The organism is Kitasatospora sp. NPDC034533, from assembly GCF_055575155.1.
This window is the reverse complement of the sequence record NZ_JBVITE010000022.1, coordinates 65,938-89,730: the sequence shown is the minus strand read 5'-3', so window position 1 is coordinate 89,730 and position 23,793 is coordinate 65,938. Positions and strand designations below refer to the sequence as shown.

The window sequence follows — 23,793 nt, the reverse complement described above, 5'->3', positions numbered from 1 at the left end:
TGCGGCCGGGCCCGGCGGCCAGGGGTTCACCGCCGAGCGCCGGGGACGGGCCGCGTGCCCCGGGCGGGGCTCACGGGCCGGTCGCGGCCGCCCGTGGGTCGGGCGGGGCGGAGGAACCGCGCAGGTCCGTCGTGGTGGCGCCGACCGCGACGACGGCGCCCAGGCACAGCAGGCCGCCGCTGACGATGGCGGTCGTCCCTGACGTGACGTCCGCGACGAGGCCGCCGCGCATGCTGCCGACGTCGGGCCCCGCCTGACCGACGATCTGTTCGGCGGCGCTCACCCGGCCGAGCAGTTCGGGCGGGGTGTGCGTCTGGACGACGGTGCTCCGGGAGACGACGGAGACGGTGTCGGCGGCGCCGGCCAGGGCGAGGAAGGCCAGCCCGGCCCAGGGGTTGGACGACAGTCCGAACAGCGTCAGCGAGACGCCCCAGGCGGCGGATCCGCCGAGCATGACCAGGCCGGGGCGCGGGAGGCGGGTGAAGGTCCCGGAGAACAGCGACGCCGCGACGCCGCCGACGGCGACGGCCGTGAGGAACAGTCCGAGGGTGCGGGGGTCGCCGCCGAACCGTTCGGCGTTGACCAGGGGGAACAGGCTGGTGGGCATCGACAGCACGGTGACGGCCAGGTCGGTGAGCAGCGCCCCGCGGATGACGGGGGTGCGCACCAGGAAGGCCAGGCCGTCGAGCACCCCGCGCAGGCCCGGCCGCGCGGGCTCGTCCCCGGGGTCCATCCGGGGCAGGCCGAACGCGCCGTGGAGCGCGGCGGTGAAGGTCAGCGCGTCGATCAGGTAACAGGCGCCGACTCCCAGCCAGCCCACGATCAGTCCGCTCAGGGCGGGGCCGAGCAGCATGGCGCCCTGGAAGGCGATGCCCCTCAGCGCCAGTCCCGCGGCCAGCTGGTGCTTGGGCAGCAGGTGGGGGATGAAGGTGCGCGAGGCCGGGCCGCTGCCCGCGACGAAGCAGGACTGGAGGGCGACCAGCGCCAGGACGCCGGCGGCGGGAAGGTGCCCGAGGAAGCCCTGGACCGCGAGGAGGAGCGAGCACACGGCCTGCCCGGCGACGGTGAGGAGGTAGAACCTTCGGCGGTCCACCCGGTCGACGAGCGACCCGGCGAACAGCCCGAGCGCGATGAGCGGGACCGCCTGGGCCAGTCCGACGGCGCCCGTCCAGGTGGGGCTCTTCGTCGTCTGCCAGACCTGGAAGATGACGGCGACGAGCGTCATCTGGCTGCCGAATCCGGACAGGGCCTGCCCGATCCACAGCCGCCGGAACGCCGGTGACGACCGTAAGGGGGTCACGTCGATCAGGGTGCGCCTCAGTCCCATGCGGGGTCCTGCGCCAGCTTCTCGGCGATCCGGTCCCGGAAGCTCCTGCGTTCGAGGGCCCGTTCGATGTCGGTGACGACCCGGGAGAGGGGGTAGGGGATCTCCGCCTCCAGGTCGGCGATCGCGGCCTCGGTGGCCCGCCATTCCGCCGCCAGGCGGTCCACGACACCGCGTGCCTTGTCGGTGAGCGCGACCTTCCGGGTGCGCGCGTCGTCGCCCACCACGGTCTCGACCCAGCCGGCCGCGCGCATCGCGGCGACCTTCTGGCTGAGCGCCGAGTGCGTGCGCTGGACGGACTCGGCCAGCTCCGCGATGGTCATGGGGCCGCAGGCGTGGAGGCGCAGCAGCTCCAGGACGTGGCTGGGCTTGAGCCCGTCGATCTGCCGCTCGGAGTAGACGTGGGCGATGTCGGCGTCCATCGAGGCCTGGAGCAGGCGCAGGGGGCGCCACAGGCTCTGCCTCGTCGGGTCGGGTGCTTGGGAATCCGGTGCCTGGTGGTCCGGCGGCTGGGGGTCCGGTGCTTGGGGATCGGCCATGCGGCGCATCGTAACAGCACTTGTATAAGTGCTGTTGCTTTTTTGCCCCGTCCAGGCCATCCGGCGCACGCACCCGTTGCCGGGGAGAGCCGCGGACAGCCGGGGACAGCCGGGGACAGGGGGCGGCCGGGGGTTAACCCCACCCCCCGTCCGCCAGCAGCCTCCATGGTTCGCCGCGGCCGCCGTTCCTAGCCTGGGTCGGGTCAGTCGACCAGCGACGATCCGCGAGGGAAGGCCACACCATGGCACGCCGCCACGACCGTTCCGAGTACGGGCCGAACGGGCCCGCCGGCCACGACCGGGCCGCGATCGAGTTACGGGCGGTGTGGCGCAGCTACGGGCGCGGCGCCGCGACGGTGCACGCCCTGCGGGGCGTCGACCTGGCCCTGGGACACGGCACCTTCACCGCCGTCATGGGCCCCTCCGGCTCCGGCAAGAGCACCTTCCTGCAGTGCGCCGCCGGTCTGGACAAGCCGACCTCGGGCGAGGTGTTCCTCGGCGGCGAGGAGATCACCGGCCTGAGCGAGAACCGGCTGACCGAGCTGCGGCGCAGCCGGATCGGGTTCGTGTTCCAGTCGTTCAACCTGCTGCCCTCGCTGAGCGTGCTGCAGAACGTGCTGCTGCCGCTGCGTCTGGCCGGTGAGCGTCAGGACCGCAGCAGGGCCCGGGAGTTGCTCGCGCAGGTCGGTCTGGGCGAGCACGCCTCGCGCCGGCCGGGCGAGCTGTCCGGCGGGCAGCAGCAGCGGGTGGCGATCGCGCGGGCGCTGATCACCCGCCCGGACGTGGTGTTCGCGGACGAGCCGACGGGCGCGCTGGACACCAACACCGCGCACGAGGTGCTGACCCTGCTGCGGCGCGCGGTGGACGAGTTGGGCGCGACGGTGGTCATGGTGACGCACGATCCGGTGGCGGCCTCGTTCGCCGACCGCGCGGTGTTCCTGGCCGCCGGCGCCCTGGCGGGCGAGCTGGCCCACCCGGATCCGAAGGCCGTCGCCGACCGGATGGTCACGCTCGCCACCTCCCGGCTGGGGGCGGCGGCGTGAGCAACGGACTCGCCCGCGCCTCGGTGCGCTTCCGGCCCGCCTCCTTCGCGGGCACGTTCATCGCCCTGCTCTTCGGCGCGGCGGTCATCATGGCCTGCGGCACCATGCTGCAGACCGGCATCACCGCCACCGTGCCCGCCGTCCGCTACGCGAACGCGCCGGTCGTCGTCGCCGCCGAGCCGGACGTCGAGATCGTCCTCAAGGTGAACAAGAAGGAGAAGTCCTACGACCGGCCCGTCCCCGACCGGCCCCGGGTGGACGCCGCCCTGGCCCGGCGCATCGCCGCGCAGCCGGCGGTGGCGGCGGCCCGCCCGGACTCCGCCTTCCCGGTCCAGCCGGGCGCCGTGACGCCGGGCCTGACCGGGCGCGGCTACGCGGCGCTCGGCATCGCCGGCGGCGCGGACACCCTGGTCGAGGGCCGCGCCCCCGCCGACGGCGAGGTCGTCCTCGACGCCGCCACCGCCCGCGACGCCCGCCTCGCGCCGGGCGCGAGCCTGAGCCTGGTCGCGCCCGGCGGCAGCGGCACCTACCGGATCTCGGGCCTCGCCGCGCCGCAGAGCGCCGGCCCCACCGCCTGGTTCGCCGACGACACGGCCGGCCGGCTCTCCGGCCACCCCGGCCGCGTCGACGCCGTCGCCGTGCAGCCGCGCGAGGGCGTCAGCGCCCAGGACCTGGCCCGGCAACTGCGCGACGCGCTGCGCGACACCGCCGGGCGGGACGCCGCCGGGGCCTCCCCCACCGGGCTCAGGGTGGTCACCGGCGACGACCGGGGCTCGGTCGAGCAGCCGGCGCTGGGGGACGGCCGGGTGCTGCTCATCGCGATCGGCGGTTCCTTCGGCGGCACCGCGACGATGGTGGCCGTCTTCGTCGTGGTGTCCACCATCGCCCTGGCCATCGGGCAGCGGGCCCGCGAGTTCGCCCTGCTGCGCGCCGTCGGCGCGACGCCCCGCCAGATCCGCCGCACCATCGCCACGGAGGCGGTGCTGGTGGCCCCCCTCGCGAGCCTGCTCGGCCTGGTCCCGGGCGTGCTCCTGGCCCGTTGGTGGTTCCACGGCCTCGCCTCGCGCGGCGCCGTCCCCAAGGGCGTCGAGCTGGACGTCGGCCCGCTGCCGGCGCTCGTGGCCGTCGCCACCTGCCTGCTCGCCGCGCTGGCCGCCGGGCACCTCGCCGCCCGCCGGCCCTCCAACCTGCGGCCCAGCCAGGCCCTCGGCGAGGCCTCGGTGCCGCCGGCGCGGATGGGCGTGCTGCGGAGCCTCCTCGGTGTGGTGGCCGTCGCCGGCGGCCTGGTGCTGATCGTGGTCGCGGCGAGCCTGGACGGGGAGAACGCCGCCAGCACCGCGCTGGGCGTGGTCATGTGCTTCGTGCTGGCCATCGCCCTGCTCGGCCCCTGGGTGGCCCGGGCCGCCGCCGGAGTGCTCGGCCTGCCGCTGCGCGCGGGCGGCGCCGCCGGTTCGCTGGCCGCCGACAACGCCCGCGCCAACGCCCGCCGGCTGACGTCCGTGCTCACCCCGATCGCGATGGTCACCGCCTTCTGCGGCACCATGCTGTTCATCCAGAGCAGCGTCCAGCACGCCACCGGCGAGCAGGTGCGCGAGGGGATCGTCGCCGACCACGTGCTCGGCTCCACCGGCCCCGGCCTGCCCGCCACCACCGTCGAACAGGCCGCCCGGGTGCCGGGCGTCGACGCCGCCGTGGGCGTGCTGCGCACCGGCGCCGTCTACCGCTCGGCCGGCAAGCTCCGCTCCGCGGGCGCCCTCGGTGTCTCCGGCGACCCGGCCCAGCTGCCCCGGGTCCTCGACCTGGGGGTGCGGACCGGTTCGCTCGCCGACCTGGCCCGGGGCTCCGACACCGTCGCCCTCGACGCGGCCCTCGCCGACAAGCTCGGCCTCAAGACCGGCGACCGCGCCGCGTTCTGGCTCGGCGACGGCACCCAGGCACAGCTGACGGTCGTCGCCACCTACGAGCGCGGCCTCGGCTTCGGCCAGCTGCTGCTGCCCCGGGCGGCCGTGGCGGCGCACGCCGGCGTGGCCTACGACAGCCAGGTCCTGGTCGCGGACGTGCCCGGCGCCGACCGCGCCGACGTCGCCGCCCGGCTGGCGAAGCTGCCCGCCGAGGCCTCCGCCACCGCGACGGCCACGGCCTACGGGCTCACGGTGGCCGACCCCGCCGGATACGTCGCCCAGACCGACCGCCGGCGCGAGGCCGGTGACTGGGCGAACTCCGTGATGGCGGCCGTGCTCGGCGGCTTCGCGGCGATCACCGCCGCCAACACGCTGGTGATGACGGTCCTGGACCGCCGCGGCGAGGTGTCCCTGCTGCGCCTCGCGGGCGCCACCCGCCGCCAGGTGCGCGGCATGATGCGCTGGGAGGCCCTGCTGGTGGCCACGGCCGGGCTGCTGCTGGGCAGCGGGATCGCCTGGATCACCCTGGTGCCGATCGCCCGGGGCCTCGCGGGGGCCGCGCCGTACGTCCCGCCGGGCACCGCCCTGCCGCTGGCCGCCGCGGCCGTGGGGCTCTGCCTCGCGGCGACGGCCCTGCCGGCCCGGGCCCTGCTGCGGGCCCGGCCGCTGGCGGCGACCGACTGAGCCGGGGCGCTTCCGGGCGCCGCGTCCCCGGCGCCGCCGGGCCTTCAGGCCTGGTCGGCGCCGGGGACGTGCGCGGCGTAGAGCCGCTGGAGCAGGAGGTTGAGCTGCTCGCGCTCGGTCCCGGTCAGGGCGGCGAGGAACCGGTTCTGCTCGGCCGCCGCCGCCGAGGCGATCGACCCGACGAGGGCGGATCCCCCGTCGGTGAGGACGACGACGCGGCGGCGGCGATCGGTGTCGTGGGGGCGGCGTTCGACCAGCCGCCGCTCCGCCAGCTGGTCGAGGACGGGGACGATGTTGCGGGCGTCCATGGCGACGAGTTCCGCCAGGCGCCGCTGCCCGACCGCGCCGTGCCGTCCGAGGGCGACCAGCACGGCGTACTGGGCCTGGGTCAGCCGGTGTTCGCCGAGGAAGGCCGTCCAGGAGCGCGCCGTGAGGGAGCCCAGCCGCGCCAGCAGGAAGCCGGTGCCCCGTTCGAAGGCCGGCCGGTCGTGGTCACCGCTCATGGACGCATCCTAGGGCAATAGACATGCCACATGTCGTTTGGTAGACATGAATCATGTCTACTGATCCGCGCCACTCGACCGTGGTGGCCGACGGCGTCCCGCTCCACGTCGTGGAGTCCGGCGCTCCCGAGGGCCGGCCGTTCCTGTTCCTGCACGGCTGGCCGGAGTCGTGGCGCACCTGGCTGGGGGTGATGGAGGCCGCCCGGGACGAGGCCCGGATCATCACGATCGACCTGCCGGGCATCGGCGGATCCACCCGGGCGGTCGGCGGCGGATCGAAGCTCCGGCTGGCGCGGACGGTCCACGCCCTGGTGCGGGAGCTCGGCCTCACCGGCGCCACCCTGGTCGGCCACGACGCCGGGGGGATGGCGGCCTACGCCTACCTGCGGCAGTTCACCGACGTGGACCGCGTCGTCATCATGAACACCGTCGTCCCCGGCGTCGCCCCGTGGGACGACGTCCTGCGCAACCCCCACATCTGGCACTTCGGGCTGCACACCGTCCCGGACCTGCCCGAAACCCTCGTCCAGGGGCGCCAGGCGGCGTACTTCGACTACTTCTACGACGTCCTGTCCGCCGATCCCCGGCGGATCACCGCCGAGTCCCGGGCCGCCCACGCCGCCGCCTACGGCAGCCGGGAGGCGCTCACCGCGGGCTTCGACCTGTACCGGGCCTTCGAGCGGGACGCCCGGGACAACGCCGCGTTCGCCGCCGCCGGCCCGGTCGGGACACCGCTGCTGTACGTGCGCGGCGACGGCGAGGGCGGCGACATCCGCGACTACGCCCGGGGCCTGCGCGAGGCCGGGGTCGAGGACCTGAGCACGGCGGTGGTGGCCGACGCCGGGCACTTCGCCCAGGAGGAGCGGCCCGCCGAGGTCTGGGCGCTGATCCGCGACTTCGCCGCCACCACGGCGGGCTGAGCGGCCGACGGCCGCCCGCCGCCCGCCGCGCGGGCGGTGGACGGCGCGCGGGCGGTGGACGGCGGGCGGCCGTTGAGCGGGCGGTCAGAACTTACGCGCCTGGGTGACCTGGTTCAGGTGGATCAGGACGTCGTAGGCCCGGCCGATCGCGAGCCGCGGCATCGGGTCGCTGACGTAGACCGAGCCCGCCTCGTGGGTCGGGCGGCTGACGTCCAGCCAGTCGCGGGCCGCCCCGGGAGCGGTGCGCAGGTCGACGTAGTAGTCCCGGTGGCGGACCTGGTCGAGGGTGTACTCGTTCATGTCCGGCGTCGCCGCCGGGACGGTGACGGCCTTCCAGTCGTCGGTCAGGACCGCGTCGTTGGTGAGGAAGGAGCCGCGGTCGAAGGTGAAGCCGATGGCCACGTAGTCGCGACCGTAGGCCTCGCGCAGCCAGGAGCCCTGCGGCTTGGGGTACAGGAGGCTGTCGGTGGCCAGGTAGCCGGCGTGCCCGTTGTGCGCCGACACCATCACCTTGCCGCCGGTGCGGCGCTGCCACCACGCGGTGCTGTCCGCCATCGCCCGGTCGCGCAGCTGCTCCGCGGCGGCCACCGAGGCCGGGTCGCCGGTGTCCAGGGTCGCGAAGGCGAAGGTCTCGGCGATGTTCCGGGCGTGCTGCACGGCCCACGCGTGGGCGTCGTCGCCGGAGGCACCGGTGCCGGCACCGCCACCACCGCTCGCGGTGACCAGGTCGAGGGCCTGCCGCGCCTTGGCAGCGTTGTCCCGGCGCTCGGCGAGCGGCTTCCCCAGGTAGGCGAGGACGTCGTCGAACGGCCGCAGGCCCGCGTAGAGTCCGTCGAGCTGCGGGAGCAGGTCGGGGCGCGCTCCGCGCACGTAGGAGGTGACCCGATCGAACATCCGGTCGCCGAGCCTCGGGAGGCCGAGGTCGTCCCCCACGAAGTGGACCGGATTGCGCGGGTGGCTCCGGTTGTGGGCCCGCATCCAGGCGATCAGGTCGGCGAACTCCTCGCGGTCCCACGGGCTGCCGCCCAGGGCGTCCTTGACGACCTGCCGCGCGTCGCCCGGTCCGCCCTGGACGTACTCGTCGATCTCCAGGCCGCTGCTCCAGCTCGTCTCCAGGGCGAAGGTGGTGAAGCCCTTCTCCTCGACGAGGTGGCGGAACAGCCGCTGCTTCATCGCGAAGAACTCGTGCGAGCCGTGGGTGGCCTCGCCGACGCCGACCACCTCGGCGTCGCCGATCATCGAGCCCAGGGCCCGCAGGTCGGCGGTGCCGCCGCCGGGTTCCGTCGTCCGCAGCGGCTGGGCGACGCTCTCCAGCGCGCGCACCACGGCGGAGCGCCGCGCCGCTTCCGTGGCGCCCGTGCCCGTCACGCCCGTGCCCGCCGGCGCGGCGACCGCCGCCACCGGGACCAGCACGGCGGCGGCCACCGCCGCCGTCGCCGCCAGCAGCCCGCGCCGCGCGATCCGCTCGTTGCCTGCCATCGTTGTGATCACCTCGACTCGAAGGAACGCCGACCACCTCGGCGTTCATCGAGTCGATCTTCACCTCGGCGGGGCCCGCGGCGCCCTGGGGAGGGCCACCGTCCTCGCCGGGGGGCGGCCCTCCGCCCGAATCCGGTGGCAGTCCCCCCGGCCGACGGGGGCCCGCCGTGCGTTAGGGCACCGACGCCCGCGCGCCGCGCGCCCGGCGCGCGGGACGGGCCGTCAGAGGTGGCCCAGCACGTTGACCACCCGTCCGTTGGGGTCGCGGACGAAGAAGCGCCGCACGCCCCACTCCTCGTCCTGCAAGGGGTGGACGATCTCCGCACCGCTCGCCCGCATCGCCGCGTAGGCCGCGTCCACGTCGTCCACCTCGACGCTGAGGTCGGGGGCGACGGGCGCGGTCCGGTCGGCGGTCATCACGCTGATCTGCGCCGCCGGGCTGGACGGGGAGGCGAGCGTCATGATCCAGCCGTGGTTCATGACCTCCTCGAAGCCCAGCAGTCCGTAGAACTCCCGGCTCTCCTCGGCGGCCTGCGACCGGATGTTGGGCACGACACGGCGAACGGCCATCGATGACTCCACAGGTGAACGGATCCGTCTTCGGGTCTTCCCAGGGGTACTACGGCCCGCCCGGTGCCGCACGCACTCGCCGCCTCTCCCAGGTGACACCGGCCCAGCCCGTCATCGCACCGCTCCCCCGTCCGCGCAAGCCCCCCGCCCGCGCAAGCCCCTCCGGACACGTTCGCACCAGGGACCGACAGCGCCGGTCCCGGGCCGCTCCGGCCCGGGTGGCCGCCCGCTCCCGGCCTACGCGTGCTTGAGCAGCCGCACCTCGGCGATGGCCGTACCGTCCTCCTCCTCGTCGAGGCGGGTGGTGCCGTCCCGCACGAAACCGGCCCGCTCGTAGAAGCGGATGGCGGAGGTGTTGGGCGCGTAGGCGTACACGCACAGCGGCCGGCGGGCCCGTGCCTCCAGGTCGGCGACCGCGTGGCCGAACAGGCGCGCGCCCAGGCCCGTGCCGATACGGCCCGGCTCGATGTAGAGGCCGTAGACCTCCGCCGCCTCGCCACCGAGGTCCGGGTCGCCGTCGGCCGGCCCGGTGCGGCAGAAGCCGGCCACGGCGCCGTCCTCCTCGGCGACCCACAGCCGGTGCCCGTCCGGGAGGTCGGCCAGGTACTCGGCCCAGTCCGCCCGTTCCTCGGCCGGATCCAGCCCGTCGAGGTACGCGGGGCTCATGAACCCCCCGTACGCCGCCCGCCAGGACCTCACCTTCAGCTCGCCGATCGCCGACGCGTCCTCCACCACCGCAGCACGGATCATGCCCGGGAGTGTAGGAGCGGGGTCGTCCGTTGTCGCACGGTTTTCCGCCGGCCCCGGGCCCGCCGCACCGTCCGGCCCCGGCGGCGGGCCGCGGAAGACGGGGTGTTTGGCCCGCCGGATCCGGGTCAGAAGAGGGCCGCACGGGCAGTGCACGGTCCGGACGGCGGCCCCACACCCCCCGGGGTCCGCCGTCCGGATCCGCTCTCGGATCGGCGGGACCGGCGGGGCGGCCGGGTCCGGCGTCCGGGAGCCGCGGCGCCGCTCCCCCTCGCACGGCGGGCGCGGGAGCGCCGGGCTGCCGCCGCCGGTGTGACGGGGCGCCGCGCGCCGTGTGCGCGCGGCCGGGCCGGGGGAACCCTGGTCCGGTGGAGAGGGACATCACCGTACGGGTCGACGGCACCGAACGCCGGCTGACCGTCGACACCCGCACGACGCTGCTCGACGCGCTGCGGGAACGGCTCGGAGTGACGAGCCCGAAGAAGGGGTGCGACCACGGGCAGTGCGGCGCCTGCACCGTGCTGTCCGGCGGACGGCGCGTGCTGGGCTGCCTCACCCTCGCGGTCACCCAGGACGGCGCCGACGTCGTCACCGCGCAGGGGCTCGCCGACGGCGGCCTGCACCCGGTGCAGCAGGCGTTCGTCGACTGCGACGCGCTCCAGTGCGGCTACTGCACCCCCGGGCAGGTGGTCTCCGCGGTCGGGGTGCTCGACGAGTTGGCGCAGGGCTGGCCGAGCGCCGTCACCCGGGGCCCGGACGCCCCGCGGCTGGAACGCGCCGAAGTGGCCGAGCGGATGAGCGGCAACCTCTGCCGCTGCGCGGCCTACGTCAACATCGTCACCGCCGTGCTGCGGGCGGCCGGACAGCCCCCGGCCCGGCGGGCCGCCGGGCGGGAGGTGTCCGGGTGAAGCCGTTCGACTACCTCCGTCCCGCCGACGCCGCCACCGCCGTGCGCCGCGTCGCCGCCGATCCGGACGCGGTCTTCCTCGGCGGCGGGACGAACCTGGTGGACCACCTCAAACTGGGCGTCGCACGGCCCTCCCTGGTCGTCGACGTCAGCGGTGTGCTGCCGACCGGCGTCGAGGAGCTCGGGGAGGGCGCCCTGCGGATCGGCGCGGGAGTGAGCAACAGCGCCCTCGCCGCCCACCCCCGGGTGCGCGAGTGGTTCCCGGTGCTGTCGCAGGCGCTGCTGTCGGGGGCCTCGGGGCAGCTGCGCAACATGGCCACCACCGGCGGCAACCCCCTGCAGCGCACCCGCTGCGTCTACTTCCAGGACGTCACGACCCCGTGCAACAAGCGGGAGCCGGGCTCGGGCTGCTCCGCGATCGGCGGGTGGACCCGCAACCACGCGATCCTCGGCGCGTCCGAGCACTGCATCGCCGTCCATCCCTCCGACCTGGCGGTGGCGCTGGCCGCCCTCGGGGCGCGGGTGCGGGTGCTGGGCCCGGGCGGGGAGCGCACCGTCCCCTTCGTCGACCTGCACCGGCTGCCCGGCGACGCCCCCGAACGCGACACGGTGCTCGAACACGGCGAGCTGATCACCGCGATCGACCTGCCGGCGCTGCCGATCGCCCGCCGCTCGGCCTACCGCAAGGTCCGCGACCGGGCCTCGTACGCGTTCGCGCTGGTCAGCGTCGCGGCGGCGCTCGACGTCCGGGACGGGGTGGTGGTGGACGCCCGGGTCGCGTTCGGCGGCGTGGCGCACGCGCCCTGGCGCGCGTACCGGGCCGAGGAGGCGCTGCGGGGCGCCCCCGCCACGCAGACCGCCTTCCGGGCCGCCGCGGACGCGGAACTCGCCGCCGCCCGGCCCGCCGAGGGGCTGGACGGCGGCAACGCCTTCAAGATCCCCCTGCTGCGCCGCACCCTCGCCGCGACCCTGCGCGGCCTGGCCGGAGAGGACACCCCGTGACGTTCCCGGACGAGCCGGACGAGCCGGCCGCCGTCGGCCGCGACCTGCCCCGCCGGGACGGCGCCGTCAAGGTCCTGGGCACCGCCACCTACGCCCACGAGACCCCGCTGGCGGACGCCGCCCACCTGCACGTCGTCCGGGCCACCGTCGCCCGGGGGCGGGTCACGGAGCTGGACACCGCCGCGGCCGAGGCGCTCGACGGCGTGGTCGCGGTGCTCACCCACGGCAACGCGGAGCGCCTGGCGTCCACCGAGAACCGGGAGCTGGCGGTCCTCCAGGACGCGGAGGTCGCCTTCCGCGGCCAGGTCGTCGCCGTGGTCGTCGCCGAAACCTCCGAGGTGGCGAGGCACGGCGCCGCCCTCGTCCGGGTCGGCTACGCGCAGCGGGCGCACGACGTCGAACTGCGCGCCGACCGCGGGGACCTGTACGCGCCGGAGCGGGTGAACCCGGACTTCCCCACCGACACCGCCGAGGGCGACGTGGACGCCGCGATGGCACGGGCCCAGGTGAGCGTCGACGAGACGTACAGCACCGCGCGTTACCACAACAACCCGATGGAGCCGCACGCCACGGCGGCCCTGTGGGACCCGTCCGGCGAAGGGTTCCTCACCCTGTGGGACTCCACCCAGGGCGTCCACTCGACGCGCTCCGCCGTGGCGTCGGTGTTCGGTCTCGACGAGGCGCGGGTGCGGGTGGTCTGCCCGTACGTCGGGGGCGGGTTCGGCTCCAAGGGGGAGCCGCACGTCAACGTGGTGCTCGCCGCGCTGGCCGCGAGGGCGCTGCCCGGCCGTCCGGTGCGGCTGGCGCTGACCCGCCGGCAGATGTTCGACCTGACCGGTTACCGCACCCCGACCATCCAGCGCTGCCGCCTCGCGGCCGACCGGGACGGCAGGCTCACCGCCGTCGCCGTCGATGTCGTCGAACAGACGTCGCGCATCAAGGAGTTCGCGGAGCAGACCGGCGTCCCCGCGCGCATGATGTACGCCTCGCCGAACCGGCGCACCACCCACCGGCTGGCCGCCCTCGACGTGCCGGTGCCGTCCTGGATGCGCGCCCCGGGCGAGTGCCCCGGGATGTTCGGCCCCGAGGTGGCGATGGACGAGCTGGCCGAGCGCCTCGCCCTGGACCCGGTCGACCTGCGGATCCGCAACGAGCCCGCCGTCGAGCCCGGCTCGGGCAAGCCGTTCTCCAGCCGCGGCCTGGTCGGCTGCCTGCGGGAGGGGGCGGCGCGCTTCGACTGGTCGCGGCGCGATCCTCGGCCGGGCGTGCGCCGCCGCGGCGACTGGCTGGTGGGCACGGGGGTGGCGGCCTCCACCTACCCGGTCAGCCGGATGCCGAAGTCGACGGCGACGATCCGGCGCGAGGGCGGGGGCTACGTGGCCGAGATCGGTGCGGCCGACCTCGGGACCGGTACCTGGACGACGCTGGCGCAGATCGCCGCGGACGCGCTCGGCGTGCCGGTGGAGCGGGTGGAGGTGCGGATCGGCGACACCGACTACCCGGTGGCGTCGGTGGCCGGGGGCTCCTCGGGCATGACGACATGGGGCTCGGCCGTCGTCGAGGCCGCGCGCGCCCTGCGCGACCGGTACGGGGCCGAGCCGCCGGACGGGGCGCACGCCTGCGGCAGCGTCGGGCCGGCTGACCGGCGGTTCGCGATGCACGCCTTCGGGGCGCAGTTCGCCGAGGCGCACGTCCACGTGGACACCGGCGAGGTGCGGGTGCCGCGCCTGCTGGGCGTGTTCGCCGCGGGCCGGATCATCAACCCCCGCACGGCGCGCTCCCAGTTCGTCGGCGGGATGACGATGGGGCTGTCCATGGCCCTGCACGAGAACGGGGTGCTCGACCCGCGGACCGGCCACGTGGTCAACCACGACCTCGCCGAGTACCACATCGCGGCGAACGCGGACGTGGACGACATCGAGGCGGTCTGGCTCGACGAGCACGATCCCCACGTCAACGCCATGGGGTCCAAGGGCATCGGGGAGATCGGCATCGTCGGGACGGCCGCCGCCGTGTCGAACGCGGTGTGGCACGCCTGTGGGGTGCGGGTCCGGGACCTGCCGATCACGCTGGACAAGCTCCTGCACGCGCTGGAGGAGCGGGACGAGCGGTGACGCCCCGGGGGTGGGCCTTGGCTGCTCACCACCGAAGGACGTGGAGGCCTCTGAGGGACGTGGAGGCCCCGGCGAGCGGCGCGAGTGGGCCCGGCCCGCTCGCGTCCCTCGCCCCCCGTGGGGTTCGCTCGGGCTCCGCCTCGCCCAGGCCCTCGCCTCCCGTCCGGGGCACGGTCACGGCCGCTGTCCCGCGCAGGCGGGCGACACCGGCGTGATCAGCACGGCCGCTCGCGCCGGCCTGCGGGCGGATGCCGGATCCGGTCGATCCCGCCGGTGTGCCGCACGTCGAGGGAGAAGGCCGCGGCGTTGCCGAGCACGGCGCCGGCCACCCCCGGCGAGGACGACGGTCGGGCGCAGCGGCCCGGACTGACGGCCCGGCAGGGAGAGCTTCGCCCGCGGTCCCGCCACCCGGCTCCGCGACCAGAACCCAAGGGGTCGTCATGGCCTTCTCCGGTTCGGCTCGTTACCGGCCTTTCATGACGTCGGCCGCGTGTCCCGACGGCGGGTGCCCATGCCGGGCACCCGGGGGGCGGAGCCCGGTGGAAGCGGTTCGCGGGTTTGGCCCGCCGGATCGGGGTGAGACGAGGAGCGGGTCGGCAGGGAGCGGCCCGGACGGCATCCCACCCCATCCCCTCGGGGCCGCCGTCCGGGCCCACTGCCGATGGCTCAGAGCCCGGCCACCGTGACGACCACACACCGGCGGCCGGGCGCGAGGGGAACCCGTGGACCGGAAGGACGCGGCACCGCCCTTGCCCCGCCTGGCCACCGGTCGGATGATCACCGCCGGCGCTCACCCGGCCGCGGCGAGTGCCTCCGCCTCCGCCAGGTATCGCGCCACCGGACCCAGGGTCAGCATGCCGCTGCCCGCGCCCGCGTGCTCCGTACGGGCGTCGCGCAGGGCGGCCCCGGCGCGCGCGGCGATCGCGCGCTCCCCGAGGAGCACGGCGGCGCGGGCCGTCAGGCACCACATCGCCTCCTGGAGGTGGTCGTGCGGCGGCTCGGGCGCCGCGGCGAGGGCGGCCCGGGCCTGTTCGGCCCGGTCCTGGGCGAGCAGCACCAGGGGGTGCGCCCACGGCCGGTACGGCCCCCAGTCCAGGCGCGGGTCGGTGGGGGCGGGCCGGTCGTGCAGCAGCCGCAGCCCCAGGAGGGCGAGCGGGAACAGGCCCCGGTGCAGCCCCGGCATGCCGGCCGTCCGCAGGGCGTCCTCGGCGGCCCGGTACTGCTGGGCGGCCGCGGCCGCGCCCGGTCCGCCGGGTTCGCCGGGTTCTGCGGGTTCGGCGCTGCGGGCGGCCGTGATCCGGGCCCGCAACCACCCCGTGAGGACGGGGACGAGGGGCGCCTCGGTGGTGGCGGCGAGCCGTTCGGCGGCCTCGGCGTGCGCGGCCGCGGCGTCGAGGTCGCCGAGGGCCGAGGCGCACTGCAGGCGGACGAGTCGTCCGAGGACGGCGAAGTCCGGCAGGTCGTGACGGGTGGCCAGGTCGAGGATCTCGGCGCCGACCGCGTCCCGTTCGGCCGCGAGCCCGCAGCGGGTGAAGGTCTGGAGGAACACCCCGTTGAGGGCGAACGCCAGCAGGGCGGGATCGGCGAGCTCCCGCGCGAGCGCCTCCGCCCGCCGGGCCGCCCGCAGCGCGCGCTCCCGCTCCGCCCCGGACAGGTCGCCGCTGCGGCTCTCGACGGCGATCGTGGCCAGGAGGCGGGCGCGCAGGTCGGCGGGGCCGTCGGGGCCGAGCGCGGCGAGGGTGCGTTCGGCGGCGGCGACGACGGCGCGGGACTGCTCGGGGTCGTCGGCCCGGCTCCACAGGGCGGGCACGTCGTAGGCGCCGATGATCCGGGCGGTCAGCCGGAGGTCTCCCGTGCGCTCGGCCGCCCGGACGGCGGCGAGGCGCTCGCGCCGCGAACTCACGAGGGCGTCGCCGCCGGCCAGTGCGAGGGTGCGGGCCAGGTCCACGGTGGTGCGCGGGCCCAGCCGGACGCCGGACCCGCTCCACACGACGCCCTCGGGAGGCGCGGCGCCGCTGAGGATCTCCGTCTCCAGCCGCCGGAGTTCCGTGCCGGGGTCCAGCCCGAGCTGGTCGGCGAGCATCGCGCGGGCGCGGCGCAGGGCGGCCAGCGCGTCGGCCTGGCGCCCGGCGCGGTGCAGCGCCCTGGCGAGCAGCCCCCAGGCCGGCTCGCGCCACGGGTGTTCGGCGACGTGGGCACCCAGTTCGGCGACCAGGTCGGCCCCTTCCCCGGAGTCGAGGAGGAGGCGGGCGCGCAGTTCCACCGCTTCCAGCCGCCACTCCTCCAGCCGGGCCCGCTCGCGCTGCGCCCACGCGGAGCCGGTCACGTCGGCGTAGGCGGGCCCGCGCCAGGCCGCGAGTACCGCGCCGAGGTCGCCCACCGCGCCCGGGTCGCGCCGGGCGCGGGCCAGGGCGTCCTGGAAGCGGTGGACGTCCACGGCCTCGCGCGGCAGGCGCAGCGCGTAGCCGGGGCCTTCGGTGACGAGTACGCGCGGTGGGGTGCGCGGCGGCCGGTCGGGTTCGAGGGCGCGGCGCAGCGCGGCGACGAAGGTGCGCAGGGCGCCGACGGCGCGGGCCGGCGGGTCGGTCCACAGGTCGTCGACCAGGGTGTCGGTGGTGACCATCCGCCCCTCGGCGGCGACGAGCCGGGCGAGCACCTCCCGGTGGCGGGGGCCGCCCAGGTCGACGGGGCTTCCGTCGTCACGCAGGGCCCGTACGGCTCCCAGCACGTCGATTCGCATGCCTCCATCCTGCGTGCCGGGGCCGACCGCGCCCAACCGTACTGATCGGATGCTGATCGCCGTCGTCCAGGCTGGCCCGGTCGGTCCCCGACTCGAAAGGACGTTCTCCCATGACGCTCACTGTTCCCGGTTTCGACCACGTCCGCCTGCCCGGTGCGGACGGTGTGGAGCTGGCCGCCGCCGTCGGCGGCAGCGGCAGCCCGGTCGTGCTGCTGCACGGCTTCCCCCAGACCCACCTGATGTGGCGGCACGTCGCCGGGCGGCTCGCCGGCGAGCACACGGTGATCTGCCCCGACCTGCGGGGCTACGGCGCCAGCGACAAGCCGGCGGCCACCGGCCCCGAGGTGTACGCGAAGCGCACCATGGCCGCCGACGTCGTGGCCCTGGCGGCGGCGCTCGGCCACGAGCGCTTCGCCCTCGTCGGCCACGACCGGGGCGCCCTGGTCGCCTTCCGGGCGGGGCTGGACCACCCCGGGACCGTCACCCATCTCGGCATTCTCGACGTCGTGCCGACGCTCGACATGTGGAACGTGCTGCACGGCGTGCCGGCGGCGGTCGGCTACCACCTGTTCCTGATGGCGCAGCCGCCGGGCCTGCCGGAGACGATGATCGCCAACAGCGCGGACGCCTTCTTCGGTTCGTTCCTCGACGCCTGGGCCGGCGACCGGGCCGCCATGCCGGCGGACGTACGGGCGGAGTACCTGCGGGCGAGCGCCGCGGCGGTGCCGTCGATCGTCGCGGACTACCGGGCCTCGGCGGGCATCGACGTGGTGCACGACCAGGCGGACCTGGACGCCGGGTCGCGGCTGGCCATGCCCGTGACGGTCGTCCAGCAGGACTGGGGGGCGCAGCTGGGCTACGACGCGGCCGGGGTGTGGAGGGCGTGGGCGCCGGACCTGGACCACCGGCTGACCCGGGCGGGGCACTTCATGGCCGAGGAGGCGCCCGAGGAGATCGCGGCGGCGATCCGGGACCTGCTGGCCCGCTGAGCCTCCGCTCCCCCGGGTGCGCCGGGCGGACCGGGCTCCGTTCCGCGCGCCCGGGGGTGCCGGCGGTCGGCTCGCCGTTCGGCCGGCGGTGGGCAGCGGGCCGGACAGCGCCGGGGCGTACGGGCGTGCGCTCAGCTGCGGGTGACGATGACCGTTCAGCTGTGGGTGACGATGACGGAGATGCCCCAGCCGATCGCGGCGAGGACCACGGCGAAGCACAGCGTGGCGACGGCGTAGCCGGGTGCGCCGGGGGTGGGGCGGCCACCGGCCCCGGGCCGGCCCGGGGCCGGTGGCCTGTCGGGGGTGGCCGGGACGTCGGGGGTGGCCGGGGGGTTGAGAGCGCGCACGCCGACGGCGAACAGCGCGGGCAGGCCGGCGCCGGCGAGGATGCCGACCACGACGATCTTCCAGAGCGCGTTCGGGTCGATCCAGGAGCTCATCGGGTCACCTCGTCGGGGGCGGTCTCCGGGACGACCGACCCGGTCCACGCGGCGTTGACGTTCTCCGGGGTCACGGCCGGGTGGCGGGAGGCCGCGTAGAAGGCGACCGAGGCCACCACCAGGACGGCGAAGACGGCCACCACGCCGCCGGTGCCGCCGATCCCGTGGGCGGCCCAGTAGGCCAGCGCCCCGACCAGGGCCGCGGCCGGGAGGGTCAGCAGCCAGGCCACCACCATCCGGCGGGCGATGGTCCACCGTACGGTCGCGCCCTTCCTGCCGATCCCCGTGCCGAGGATCGACCCGGTGGCGACGTGGGTGGTGGAGAGGGAGTAGCCGAAGTCGGCGGAGGAGAGGATGACCGCGGCCGAGGCCGACTCTCCGGCCATCCCCTGCGGCGGTTCGATCTCCACCAGCCCCTTGCCCAGCGCCCTGATCACCCGCCAGCCGCCGACGTAGGTACCCAGGGCGATGGCCGCGGCGCAGGAGGCGATCACCCATGCCGGGGCCCTCGCCCCGCTGCTCAGCGCTCCGTCGGCGATCAGGGCCAGGGTGATGACGCCCATGGTCTTCTGGGCGTCGTTGGTGCCGTGGGCGAGCGAGACCATGCAGGCCGAGCCGACCTGGCCCAGCCGGAACCCGCGGGTGCGCGCGTCCTCGGCGACCTCGCGGGTGAGGTGGTAGACGAGGCGGGTGCCGAGCGCGGCGACCAGGGCGGCGATGACCGGTGACAGGGCGGCCGGCACGATCACCTTGGCCACCAGGCCCTGCCACTTGACGGCCGAGGCGCCGGCCGCCGCCATCGTCGCCCCGACCACGCCGCCGATCAGCGCGTGCGAGGAACTGGAGGGGATCCCCGCGTACCAGGTCGTCAGGTTCCACAGGATGCCGCCGGTCAGCCCGGCCACGACCACCGTCAGCGTCACGTCCCGGCTGTGCACCAGGCCGCCGGCGATCGTCGCGGCGACCGCCGTCGACAGGAACGCGCCGACCAGGTTCAGCACCGCCGAGACGCCCACCGCGATGCGCGGCGGGAGGGCGCCGGTGACGATGGAGGTCGCCATGGCGTTGCCGGTGTCGTGGAATCCGTTGGTGAAGTCGAAGCCCAGCGCGATGACCACCACCAGCGCCAGGACCACGTCGTTGCCGCTCACGGGCACGAACCTAGCCCGCCGGTCCCCGTCCGGGGCGGACCAGCGCGCCGTACGGGGCGTGGAAGCACTCCCGCGCTCCCCCGATTCGGGGGCCGGGAGCGGGCTGCGCTCCCGGGCCCCCGACCTTCCTGACCGCCCGGGGCCTCCGGCCTGGCGGCCTGCGCGGCCGAAGCCGCCGCTCGCGGATCAGCGGATCAGCGGATCAGCGGATCAGTTGTCGTCGGCCGGTCCGTCGTCGATCCGGTCGTCGAGGACGATCCGCGGCTGGATCAGCGGAGCGCTCCCACCGTCCTCGCCCGCGGGCCGGGTGCGGTTGACCACGGCGGCGATGCGCTCGTAGCAGGTGACGGCCAAGGCCCAGGTCTCGATACCGCTGTGACCGTCGACGCCGTTGTAGGCGGTCCTTCGCAGGGCGTTGAGGAGCGCGATGACGCTGCGGCCGGACAGGACCGTGTCCTCGTCGCTGCCGCTGACCGGCTCGGAGAAGTGGGTGGTGCCCGCGATCTGCGCGGCGAGGAAGTCCCAGGTCTCGGAATGGCAGGAGATCGCGACGGTCCTCACCGCCGCCGCCTTGCGCAGGGTGGCGACGTGGGTGGGCCAGGTGAACGACTCCGGGATGAGGTCGGACACGCCTCCGGCCGGGCCGTCGGCGTTCTCCGCGACAGCCGGCTCGGCGGCGGGTTCCGATTCCGGTTCCAGCTCGGGCTCGGTGAGATCCGTCCGCGGCCGGAGCCGGTCCGCGAGCTGGACCGCGATCAGCTTGGCGAAGTCCTCGGTGAGGCCGCCGGGCCGGCCGGCCGGCGCCGCCTCGTCCGGCTCCGGCGTCGGTGCTTCGGCCTCTCCCCCGGTCTCGACGGGTGTCGGCCGAGCGCGGAGGAGGTCGGCGTAGACCTCGGCCGCGATGCGGCGGACCTCTTCCTCGCTGAGGGCCGAGGGGGCGGTGGGCTCGCCGTCGGCGGCGGACTCGGTCACGGTGATCTCCTTGCAGTCGGGCTCCGCGGCCTGGCCGGGAGCGGACGGGAGTGCCGGTCGGGGTTCGGGACCAGCCGTCCGGGTCTCGACACCGTCCCGAACAGGGCCGGTGGCCGGAGCGGTCGCACTGTCGTCGGCTGTGGGCCGGGGCTCCTCGGAGACCGGCGCCACCGCAGGGTCGCGCTGGGTTCCCGGCCCATGGCCGCCGGTTCCCGTCGAGGCCACGTCCCCGGCGGCACCAGCGGTGTCCCTCAATGCGGCGAGCTCACTTCGAGCGGTGCCCAGCTGTCGGCGGAGCGTGCGGTTCTCCTGAATCGCGCGCTCGGCCAGTTCCTGTGCCTTGGCGATCGTCCCGAAGGCGCTGTCACGGTGCTCGCTCAGCCCGGTCGACAGCGACTTGGTGAGTTCGGAACGCAGAACGTCGGTGTTGTTGCGGAGTTCCTCCAGGCCGGCCTGCAAGGTCTTCGCGATCTCCGCGCGCAGCAGTTCGACCTGACGGGCAGTGCCCATCGTGTCCCCTCCCATCTCGCACACCTGTGAGGGCGGCTGCTACAGCGTGGCCGCGTGGGCTGACGGACGCTGAGGGGATCGACGCGGCTGTCGGGAACACGTCCACCACTGTCCGAGATCGGATCATCACGCGGAGGCGATGAAAAGCCAGTTCGAGGGAAATGACACTGGCGATCGATCGAACGACCTGCTGTCGGTCGAGTGGGGCGTACGGCATCGCCGGGAGCCTGACCGGGCGGGTGGACGCGTCCGCAGCCGAGGAGGACGACCTGCGGCGCCACCCGTTCACGGCTCCGGTGGCGTGCGGGACGGGCCTGGACGGCTTCGGCGCCGCCGGCGGGGTCGGTGCCGGTGAGCACGGCGATCCGGCGGAACCCGGCGACGGTGAGCTGGGCGAGGGCGCGGCCGAGCGTGGCCGAGCGCGGCCGAGCGTCGGGGTGCGGCCGACGTGGGTGTCGGCCGACACCGGCACCTTCGATATGCGGTGCGGCACGGCATCGGCGGCTGCCCTTGCGGCCCTCCCGGCCCCAGGGCGGTCATAGGAGGTTCAGCAGGTCCAGGGCGAGGTAGGCGGCAGCGGTGTCGGTCATCTCGCCACGGCGGAGCACATGGGAACGGAACTCCGCCAGGTCGAGGGTGACGACGTCGATGAACTCGGTGCGCTCGGGGGTCGGTTCGGCGACCTTGACACAACCGGTGGCGAGGAAGGCGAAGCGACGGGCGTCGGAATAGGCGTCCAGCCAGTACGATCCGGCGGCCCGGACATCGCCCTGGTAGCCGGTCTCCTCCAGCAACTCCCGTGCGATGGCGTCCAGGGCCTCTTCGCCGGGTTCGAGGAAGCCGCCGGGAAGCTCGTAGAGCACCTGGCCGGGTCCGGGCCGGTACTGCCGGGCCAGGATGACCTGCCGGTCGGTGGTGAGGGCGAGCACCGCGCCGGCCGGGCGCTCGCTCTTGACGTAGAACTCCTCCATCCGCCCGTCCGGCAGCTCGTACTCGACGCGGTCCACGGACCGGCCGAACTTGCTGAACACGATGGTGCGTTCGATCTCGCGCCACGACGTGGTGATGCCGTTCGTCATGGTCCGGACTGTACGGCCCCGGCCGGTCGTGGATAACTGTTCCGCCAACCCGACCCCGCGCCGCTGGAATTCGGTCGAAACGTTTGGAAGGCCCGGGCAGGGCATTTCCCGGTGTGGGCGGGGTGCGGTCGCGGAGAGCGGGTGTGAATGGAGAATTTCACGAATCTGCGTTGTGGGGCGTGGGGCGACCGGAAATCCGCGAACCGGCCGGTTTCCGCGTGACGGTCCTGTGTTCTCCCTCCGGAGGGAGGACACAGGACCCGGTCGGCGCGGAGTCAGAGGATCTGGATCTCCTTGACCAGCGGCGGACGGTTCGGGTAGGTGATGTCGGTCCAGCGCGGGACCTTCACCGAGTCGCCGTTGGCGTCGTAGTAGATCAGGTCGTTGTTGCCGGTGGAGATCCGGTCGACCCACCAGTTGCCGAAGGAGGTCCGGCCGGCGTTCGCGTAGCAGTCGACGCTGTCCCGGCCGTTGAGGTGCGACCAGATCTTCAGGAAGTCGTTGCGGTTCCCGTCGCACTGGACGTGGTCGATGGCGAAGGCGTTGCCCGACGGGACGGCCACGGTGAACACGGCCGCCGCCGCGAACGCGGTGGCCAGGGAACTCACGATCTTCTTCGTTTTCGAGAACACGGATTCTCCTCGGACGAATCACACGCGAATTGATTCCGGGTCACGAACCCAGGCCGCTGCTGCCAAATCCGGCTGGGTCGTGCTCGATCAGCTTCTCCGTCGGCCCGTACACGGTCAACCGCGGTCGCCGTGCACTGACCGCGTACCGGCCATCCCTGTCCGAACCTTCCGTGCACGGTGGGAGGGATGGGGCCGGTGGGGTGTGCGCGGGCGCTCCGGAGTGCCGATATCCGCAGGGCACCGGTCGGCCGGGGAATGGCGCGGAACCGGTCGCACCACCGCGGCTCGGAAGGCGCGCCGGCGGCGCACGGCTTACCCTTCGCGCTGCCCGGCCAAGGCCGCGCGTCCTGCCGAAAAGTCCGTGGCCGGGCCGGCCCGGGCGAGGGCAGAATCGCCCCATGGCGGACATGGAGGCGTTCCGGGAGGCGGTCATCGGCTGGGCCGCCGGGGGACCGGGCGAGCCCGCGGACGAGCTGGCCGGGCTGCTGCGGGTGCGGACGGCGTTGCTGCTGGAGGGGCCGAGCGACCTCGCCGCCGTGGAAGCGCTCGCCGCGCGCCACGGCCGGGACCTGGCCGCCGAGGGGGTGTGCGTCGTCCCGATGGGCGGGGCGATGAGCGTCGGCCGCTTCGCCACCCTGCTCGGGGCGCCGGGGCTGGGCCTGCGCCTGGCCGGGCTGTGCGACGAGGGCGAACAGGGCTTCTACGAGCGCGCGCTCGAACGGGCCGGCGGGCCGCGCGACGGCTTCTTCGTGTGCGCGGCGGACCTGGAGGACGAACTCATCCGCGCGCTGGGCGTGCCGCGGGTTGAGGAGGTGCTCCGGGCCGAGGGCGACCTCGCGGCCTGGCAGACCTTCGTGCGTCAGCCCGCCCAGCAGGATCGGCCGGCGCACCAGCGGATGCGGCGCTTCCTGGGCACCAAGACGGGGCGCAAGATCCGTTACGGCCGCCTCCTGACCGAGGCCCTCGGCCCGGAGCAGGTCCCGGCGCCGCTGCGGGGCCTGCTGCTGCACCTGTGACGGCGGGGTACCGGGCTGTTCCTTCGAACGGTCCGGTACCGCGCGCCAGTCCTGCGTGATGGTTCCCGCGCGCCGGTCCCGGAAGGCCGCTGACGGAAGGGCCCTGGCGGAAGGCCGCTGACGGCCCGTTCGGCCACGGCGGCCCGGGCCCGGCGGTCAGCCGAGGAAGTCGACTCGGTCGATCAGGCCGTCGCGGACCCGGTAGGCCACCAGCACACGAACGGGCCCGTCCGCGATGCCGTGCGCGATCTCGTGGTCCACCACCCAGTCCCCCTCGGTGAGCCGGCCGACGATCTCGGCCCGGCAGCGGCCCTCGGCGAACTTGCCGGCGTACGCCTCCCGCACGGCGTCGCGCCCGAGCAGACTCTCCCCGCCGCGGCGGTTGATGCGGACGTCGGGGGCGTACGTCGCCGCGAAGGCGTCGAGGTCGTGGCTGTTGTAGGCGGCGAGCTGCCGTTCGACGACGGTCTCCGGGGTGGTCATCGGTTGATCATGCGGGAATGTCCCTTCGCTCGTCCAGGGTGGACCGGA

Annotated in this window: 21 protein-coding genes; 8 read left to right on the top strand and 13 right to left on the bottom strand. The window is 75.2% G+C overall.

Annotated features, from left to right (window positions below; translation table 11 throughout):
• Positions 1-70 precede the first annotated feature (70 nt).
• Together ACZ55U_RS18085 and ACZ55U_RS18080 are read right to left on the bottom strand one after the other, a co-directional pair.
• On the bottom strand, positions 71-1,327 hold the full coding sequence (locus ACZ55U_RS18085; protein ID WP_465527117.1) for an MFS transporter: 1,257 nt from the start codon (positions 1,325-1,327) through the stop codon (positions 71-73).
• Positions 1,318-1,863: a MarR family winged helix-turn-helix transcriptional regulator gene (locus ACZ55U_RS18080; RefSeq protein WP_465527116.1), complete on the bottom strand. Its 546-nt coding sequence runs from the start codon at positions 1,861-1,863 to the stop codon at positions 1,318-1,320. Before ACZ55U_RS18080 ends, ACZ55U_RS18085 begins: the two co-directional genes overlap by 10 nt.
• A gap of 242 nt (positions 1,864-2,105) precedes the next feature.
• Here ACZ55U_RS18080 and ACZ55U_RS18075 point away from each other — a divergent pair, with 242 nt between their 5' ends.
• A complete protein-coding gene (locus ACZ55U_RS18075) occupies positions 2,106-2,906 on the top strand; it encodes an ABC transporter ATP-binding protein (RefSeq protein WP_465527115.1) in 801 nt (266 codons plus the stop codon).
• Positions 2,903-5,491: an FtsX-like permease family protein gene (locus ACZ55U_RS18070; RefSeq protein ID WP_465527114.1), complete on the top strand. Its 2,589-nt coding sequence runs from the start codon at positions 2,903-2,905 to the stop codon at positions 5,489-5,491. Before ACZ55U_RS18075 ends, ACZ55U_RS18070 begins: the two co-directional genes overlap by 4 nt.
• 44 nt (positions 5,492-5,535) lie before the next feature.
• Here the strand turns inward: ACZ55U_RS18070 and ACZ55U_RS18065 are convergent, their stop codons facing one another.
• Positions 5,536-5,994, bottom strand: coding sequence for a MarR family winged helix-turn-helix transcriptional regulator (locus ACZ55U_RS18065; RefSeq protein ID WP_465527113.1), 459 nt, complete (start codon positions 5,992-5,994; stop codon positions 5,536-5,538).
• Between the two features lie 53 nt (positions 5,995-6,047).
• Between ACZ55U_RS18065 and ACZ55U_RS18060 the strand changes: the two genes are divergently transcribed.
• Positions 6,048-6,914, top strand: coding sequence for an alpha/beta fold hydrolase (locus ACZ55U_RS18060; protein WP_465527112.1), 867 nt, complete (start codon positions 6,048-6,050; stop codon positions 6,912-6,914).
• An 84-nt stretch (positions 6,915-6,998) separates the two neighbouring features.
• On the opposite strand, the gene ACZ55U_RS18055 is transcribed toward ACZ55U_RS18060, so the two are convergent.
• The 3 genes from ACZ55U_RS18055 to ACZ55U_RS18045 form a co-directional block, all read right to left on the bottom strand.
• Entirely contained in the window at positions 6,999-8,393 is a 1,395-nt protein-coding gene (locus tag ACZ55U_RS18055; protein ID WP_465527111.1) for an erythromycin esterase family protein, read from the bottom strand.
• Between the two features lie 222 nt (positions 8,394-8,615).
• Positions 8,616-8,963 carry a VOC family protein gene (locus ACZ55U_RS18050; protein WP_465527110.1) on the bottom strand — a complete coding sequence of 116 codons (348 nt, stop codon included), beginning with the start codon at positions 8,961-8,963 and terminating at the stop codon, positions 8,616-8,618.
• Positions 8,964-9,200: 237 nt separating this feature from the next.
• Positions 9,201-9,713: a GNAT family N-acetyltransferase gene (locus ACZ55U_RS18045; RefSeq protein ID WP_465527109.1), complete on the bottom strand. Its 513-nt coding sequence runs from the start codon at positions 9,711-9,713 to the stop codon at positions 9,201-9,203.
• Between the two features lie 365 nt (positions 9,714-10,078).
• Between ACZ55U_RS18045 and ACZ55U_RS18040 the strand changes: the two genes are divergently transcribed.
• From ACZ55U_RS18040 to ACZ55U_RS18030, 3 genes are read left to right on the top strand one after another with little or no spacing between them, the layout of a single operon-like run.
• Positions 10,079-10,618, top strand: coding sequence for a (2Fe-2S)-binding protein (locus ACZ55U_RS18040; RefSeq protein WP_465527108.1), 540 nt, complete (start codon positions 10,079-10,081; stop codon positions 10,616-10,618).
• Positions 10,615-11,619, top strand: coding sequence for an FAD binding domain-containing protein (locus ACZ55U_RS18035; RefSeq protein WP_465527107.1), 1,005 nt, complete (start codon positions 10,615-10,617; stop codon positions 11,617-11,619). Before ACZ55U_RS18040 ends, ACZ55U_RS18035 begins: the two co-directional genes overlap by 4 nt.
• A complete protein-coding gene (locus ACZ55U_RS18030) occupies positions 11,616-13,733 on the top strand; it encodes a xanthine dehydrogenase family protein molybdopterin-binding subunit (protein WP_465527106.1) in 2,118 nt (705 codons plus the stop codon). Before ACZ55U_RS18035 ends, ACZ55U_RS18030 begins: the two co-directional genes overlap by 4 nt.
• Before the next feature lie 790 nt (positions 13,734-14,523).
• Here the strand turns inward: ACZ55U_RS18030 and ACZ55U_RS18025 are convergent.
• The gene (locus ACZ55U_RS18025) at positions 14,524-16,473 is read right to left on the bottom strand and encodes an AfsR/SARP family transcriptional regulator (RefSeq protein ID WP_465527105.1); all 1,950 of its coding nucleotides are present in this window, start codon (positions 16,471-16,473) and stop codon (positions 14,524-14,526) included.
• A 110-nt stretch (positions 16,474-16,583) separates the two neighbouring features.
• On the opposite strand from ACZ55U_RS18025, the gene ACZ55U_RS18020 reads away from it, so the two are divergent.
• Positions 16,584-17,462, top strand: a complete 879-nt coding sequence (locus ACZ55U_RS18020) for an alpha/beta hydrolase (RefSeq protein ID WP_465527104.1) — start codon at positions 16,584-16,586, stop codon at positions 17,460-17,462.
• 155 nt (positions 17,463-17,617) lie between these two features.
• On the opposite strand, the gene ACZ55U_RS18015 is transcribed toward ACZ55U_RS18020, so the two are convergent.
• The 5 genes from ACZ55U_RS18015 to ACZ55U_RS17995 form a co-directional block, all read right to left on the bottom strand.
• Entirely contained in the window at positions 17,618-17,902 is a 285-nt protein-coding gene (locus ACZ55U_RS18015) for a hypothetical protein (RefSeq protein WP_465527103.1), read from the bottom strand.
• A complete protein-coding gene (locus tag ACZ55U_RS18010; RefSeq protein WP_465527102.1) occupies positions 17,899-19,053 on the bottom strand; it encodes an inorganic phosphate transporter in 1,155 nt (384 codons plus the stop codon). Before ACZ55U_RS18010 ends, ACZ55U_RS18015 begins: the two co-directional genes overlap by 4 nt.
• A gap of 210 nt (positions 19,054-19,263) precedes the next feature.
• On the bottom strand, positions 19,264-20,535 hold the full coding sequence (locus ACZ55U_RS18005) for a hypothetical protein (protein WP_465527101.1): 1,272 nt from the start codon (positions 20,533-20,535) through the stop codon (positions 19,264-19,266).
• A gap of 536 nt (positions 20,536-21,071) precedes the next feature.
• A complete protein-coding gene (locus ACZ55U_RS18000; RefSeq protein WP_465527100.1) occupies positions 21,072-21,614 on the bottom strand; it encodes an NUDIX hydrolase in 543 nt (180 codons plus the stop codon).
• A gap of 275 nt (positions 21,615-21,889) precedes the next feature.
• Complete coding sequence (locus ACZ55U_RS17995) at positions 21,890-22,246, bottom strand: beta/gamma crystallin domain-containing protein (RefSeq protein ID WP_465527099.1); 357 nt, start codon at positions 22,244-22,246, stop codon at positions 21,890-21,892.
• Between the two features lie 398 nt (positions 22,247-22,644).
• Between ACZ55U_RS17995 and ACZ55U_RS17990 the strand changes: the two genes are divergently transcribed.
• Positions 22,645-23,262: a TOPRIM nucleotidyl transferase/hydrolase domain-containing protein gene (locus tag ACZ55U_RS17990; RefSeq protein ID WP_465527098.1), complete on the top strand. Its 618-nt coding sequence runs from the start codon at positions 22,645-22,647 to the stop codon at positions 23,260-23,262.
• Positions 23,263-23,418: 156 nt separating this feature from the next.
• On the opposite strand, the gene ACZ55U_RS17985 is transcribed toward ACZ55U_RS17990, so the two are convergent.
• Positions 23,419-23,745 (bottom strand): nuclear transport factor 2 family protein, encoded by a 327-nt coding sequence (locus tag ACZ55U_RS17985; RefSeq protein WP_465527097.1) that lies wholly within the window; start codon positions 23,743-23,745, stop codon positions 23,419-23,421.
• Positions 23,746-23,793: the final 48 nt, after the last annotated feature.

Coding starts and splice junctions, on each gene's coding strand:
- ACZ55U_RS18000 (WP_465527100.1), bottom strand. CDS start 21,614: ATGACGAACGGCATCACCACGTCGTGGCGCGAGATCGAACGCACCATC.
- ACZ55U_RS17990 (WP_465527098.1), top strand. CDS start 22,645: ATGGCGGACATGGAGGCGTTCCGGGAGGCGGTCATCGGCTGGGCCGCC.
- ACZ55U_RS18055 (WP_465527111.1), bottom strand. CDS start 8,393: ATGGCAGGCAACGAGCGGATCGCGCGGCGCGGGCTGCTGGCGGCGACG.
- ACZ55U_RS18020 (WP_465527104.1), top strand. CDS start 16,584: ATGACGCTCACTGTTCCCGGTTTCGACCACGTCCGCCTGCCCGGTGCG.
- ACZ55U_RS18080 (WP_465527116.1), bottom strand. CDS start 1,863: ATGGCCGATCCCCAAGCACCGGACCCCCAGCCGCCGGACCACCAGGCA.
- ACZ55U_RS18085 (WP_465527117.1), bottom strand. CDS start 1,327: ATGGGACTGAGGCGCACCCTGATCGACGTGACCCCCTTACGGTCGTCA.
- ACZ55U_RS18050 (WP_465527110.1), bottom strand. CDS start 8,963: ATGGCCGTTCGCCGTGTCGTGCCCAACATCCGGTCGCAGGCCGCCGAG.
- ACZ55U_RS17985 (WP_465527097.1), bottom strand. CDS start 23,745: ATGACCACCCCGGAGACCGTCGTCGAACGGCAGCTCGCCGCCTACAAC.
- ACZ55U_RS18005 (WP_465527101.1), bottom strand. CDS start 20,535: ATGGGCACTGCCCGTCAGGTCGAACTGCTGCGCGCGGAGATCGCGAAG.
- ACZ55U_RS18065 (WP_465527113.1), bottom strand. CDS start 5,994: ATGAGCGGTGACCACGACCGGCCGGCCTTCGAACGGGGCACCGGCTTC.
- ACZ55U_RS18025 (WP_465527105.1), bottom strand. CDS start 16,473: ATGCGAATCGACGTGCTGGGAGCCGTACGGGCCCTGCGTGACGACGGA.
- ACZ55U_RS18045 (WP_465527109.1), bottom strand. CDS start 9,713: ATGATCCGTGCTGCGGTGGTGGAGGACGCGTCGGCGATCGGCGAGCTG.
- ACZ55U_RS18075 (WP_465527115.1), top strand. CDS start 2,106: ATGGCACGCCGCCACGACCGTTCCGAGTACGGGCCGAACGGGCCCGCC.
- ACZ55U_RS18015 (WP_465527103.1), bottom strand. CDS start 17,902: ATGAGCTCCTGGATCGACCCGAACGCGCTCTGGAAGATCGTCGTGGTC.
- ACZ55U_RS18060 (WP_465527112.1), top strand. CDS start 6,048: ATGTCTACTGATCCGCGCCACTCGACCGTGGTGGCCGACGGCGTCCCG.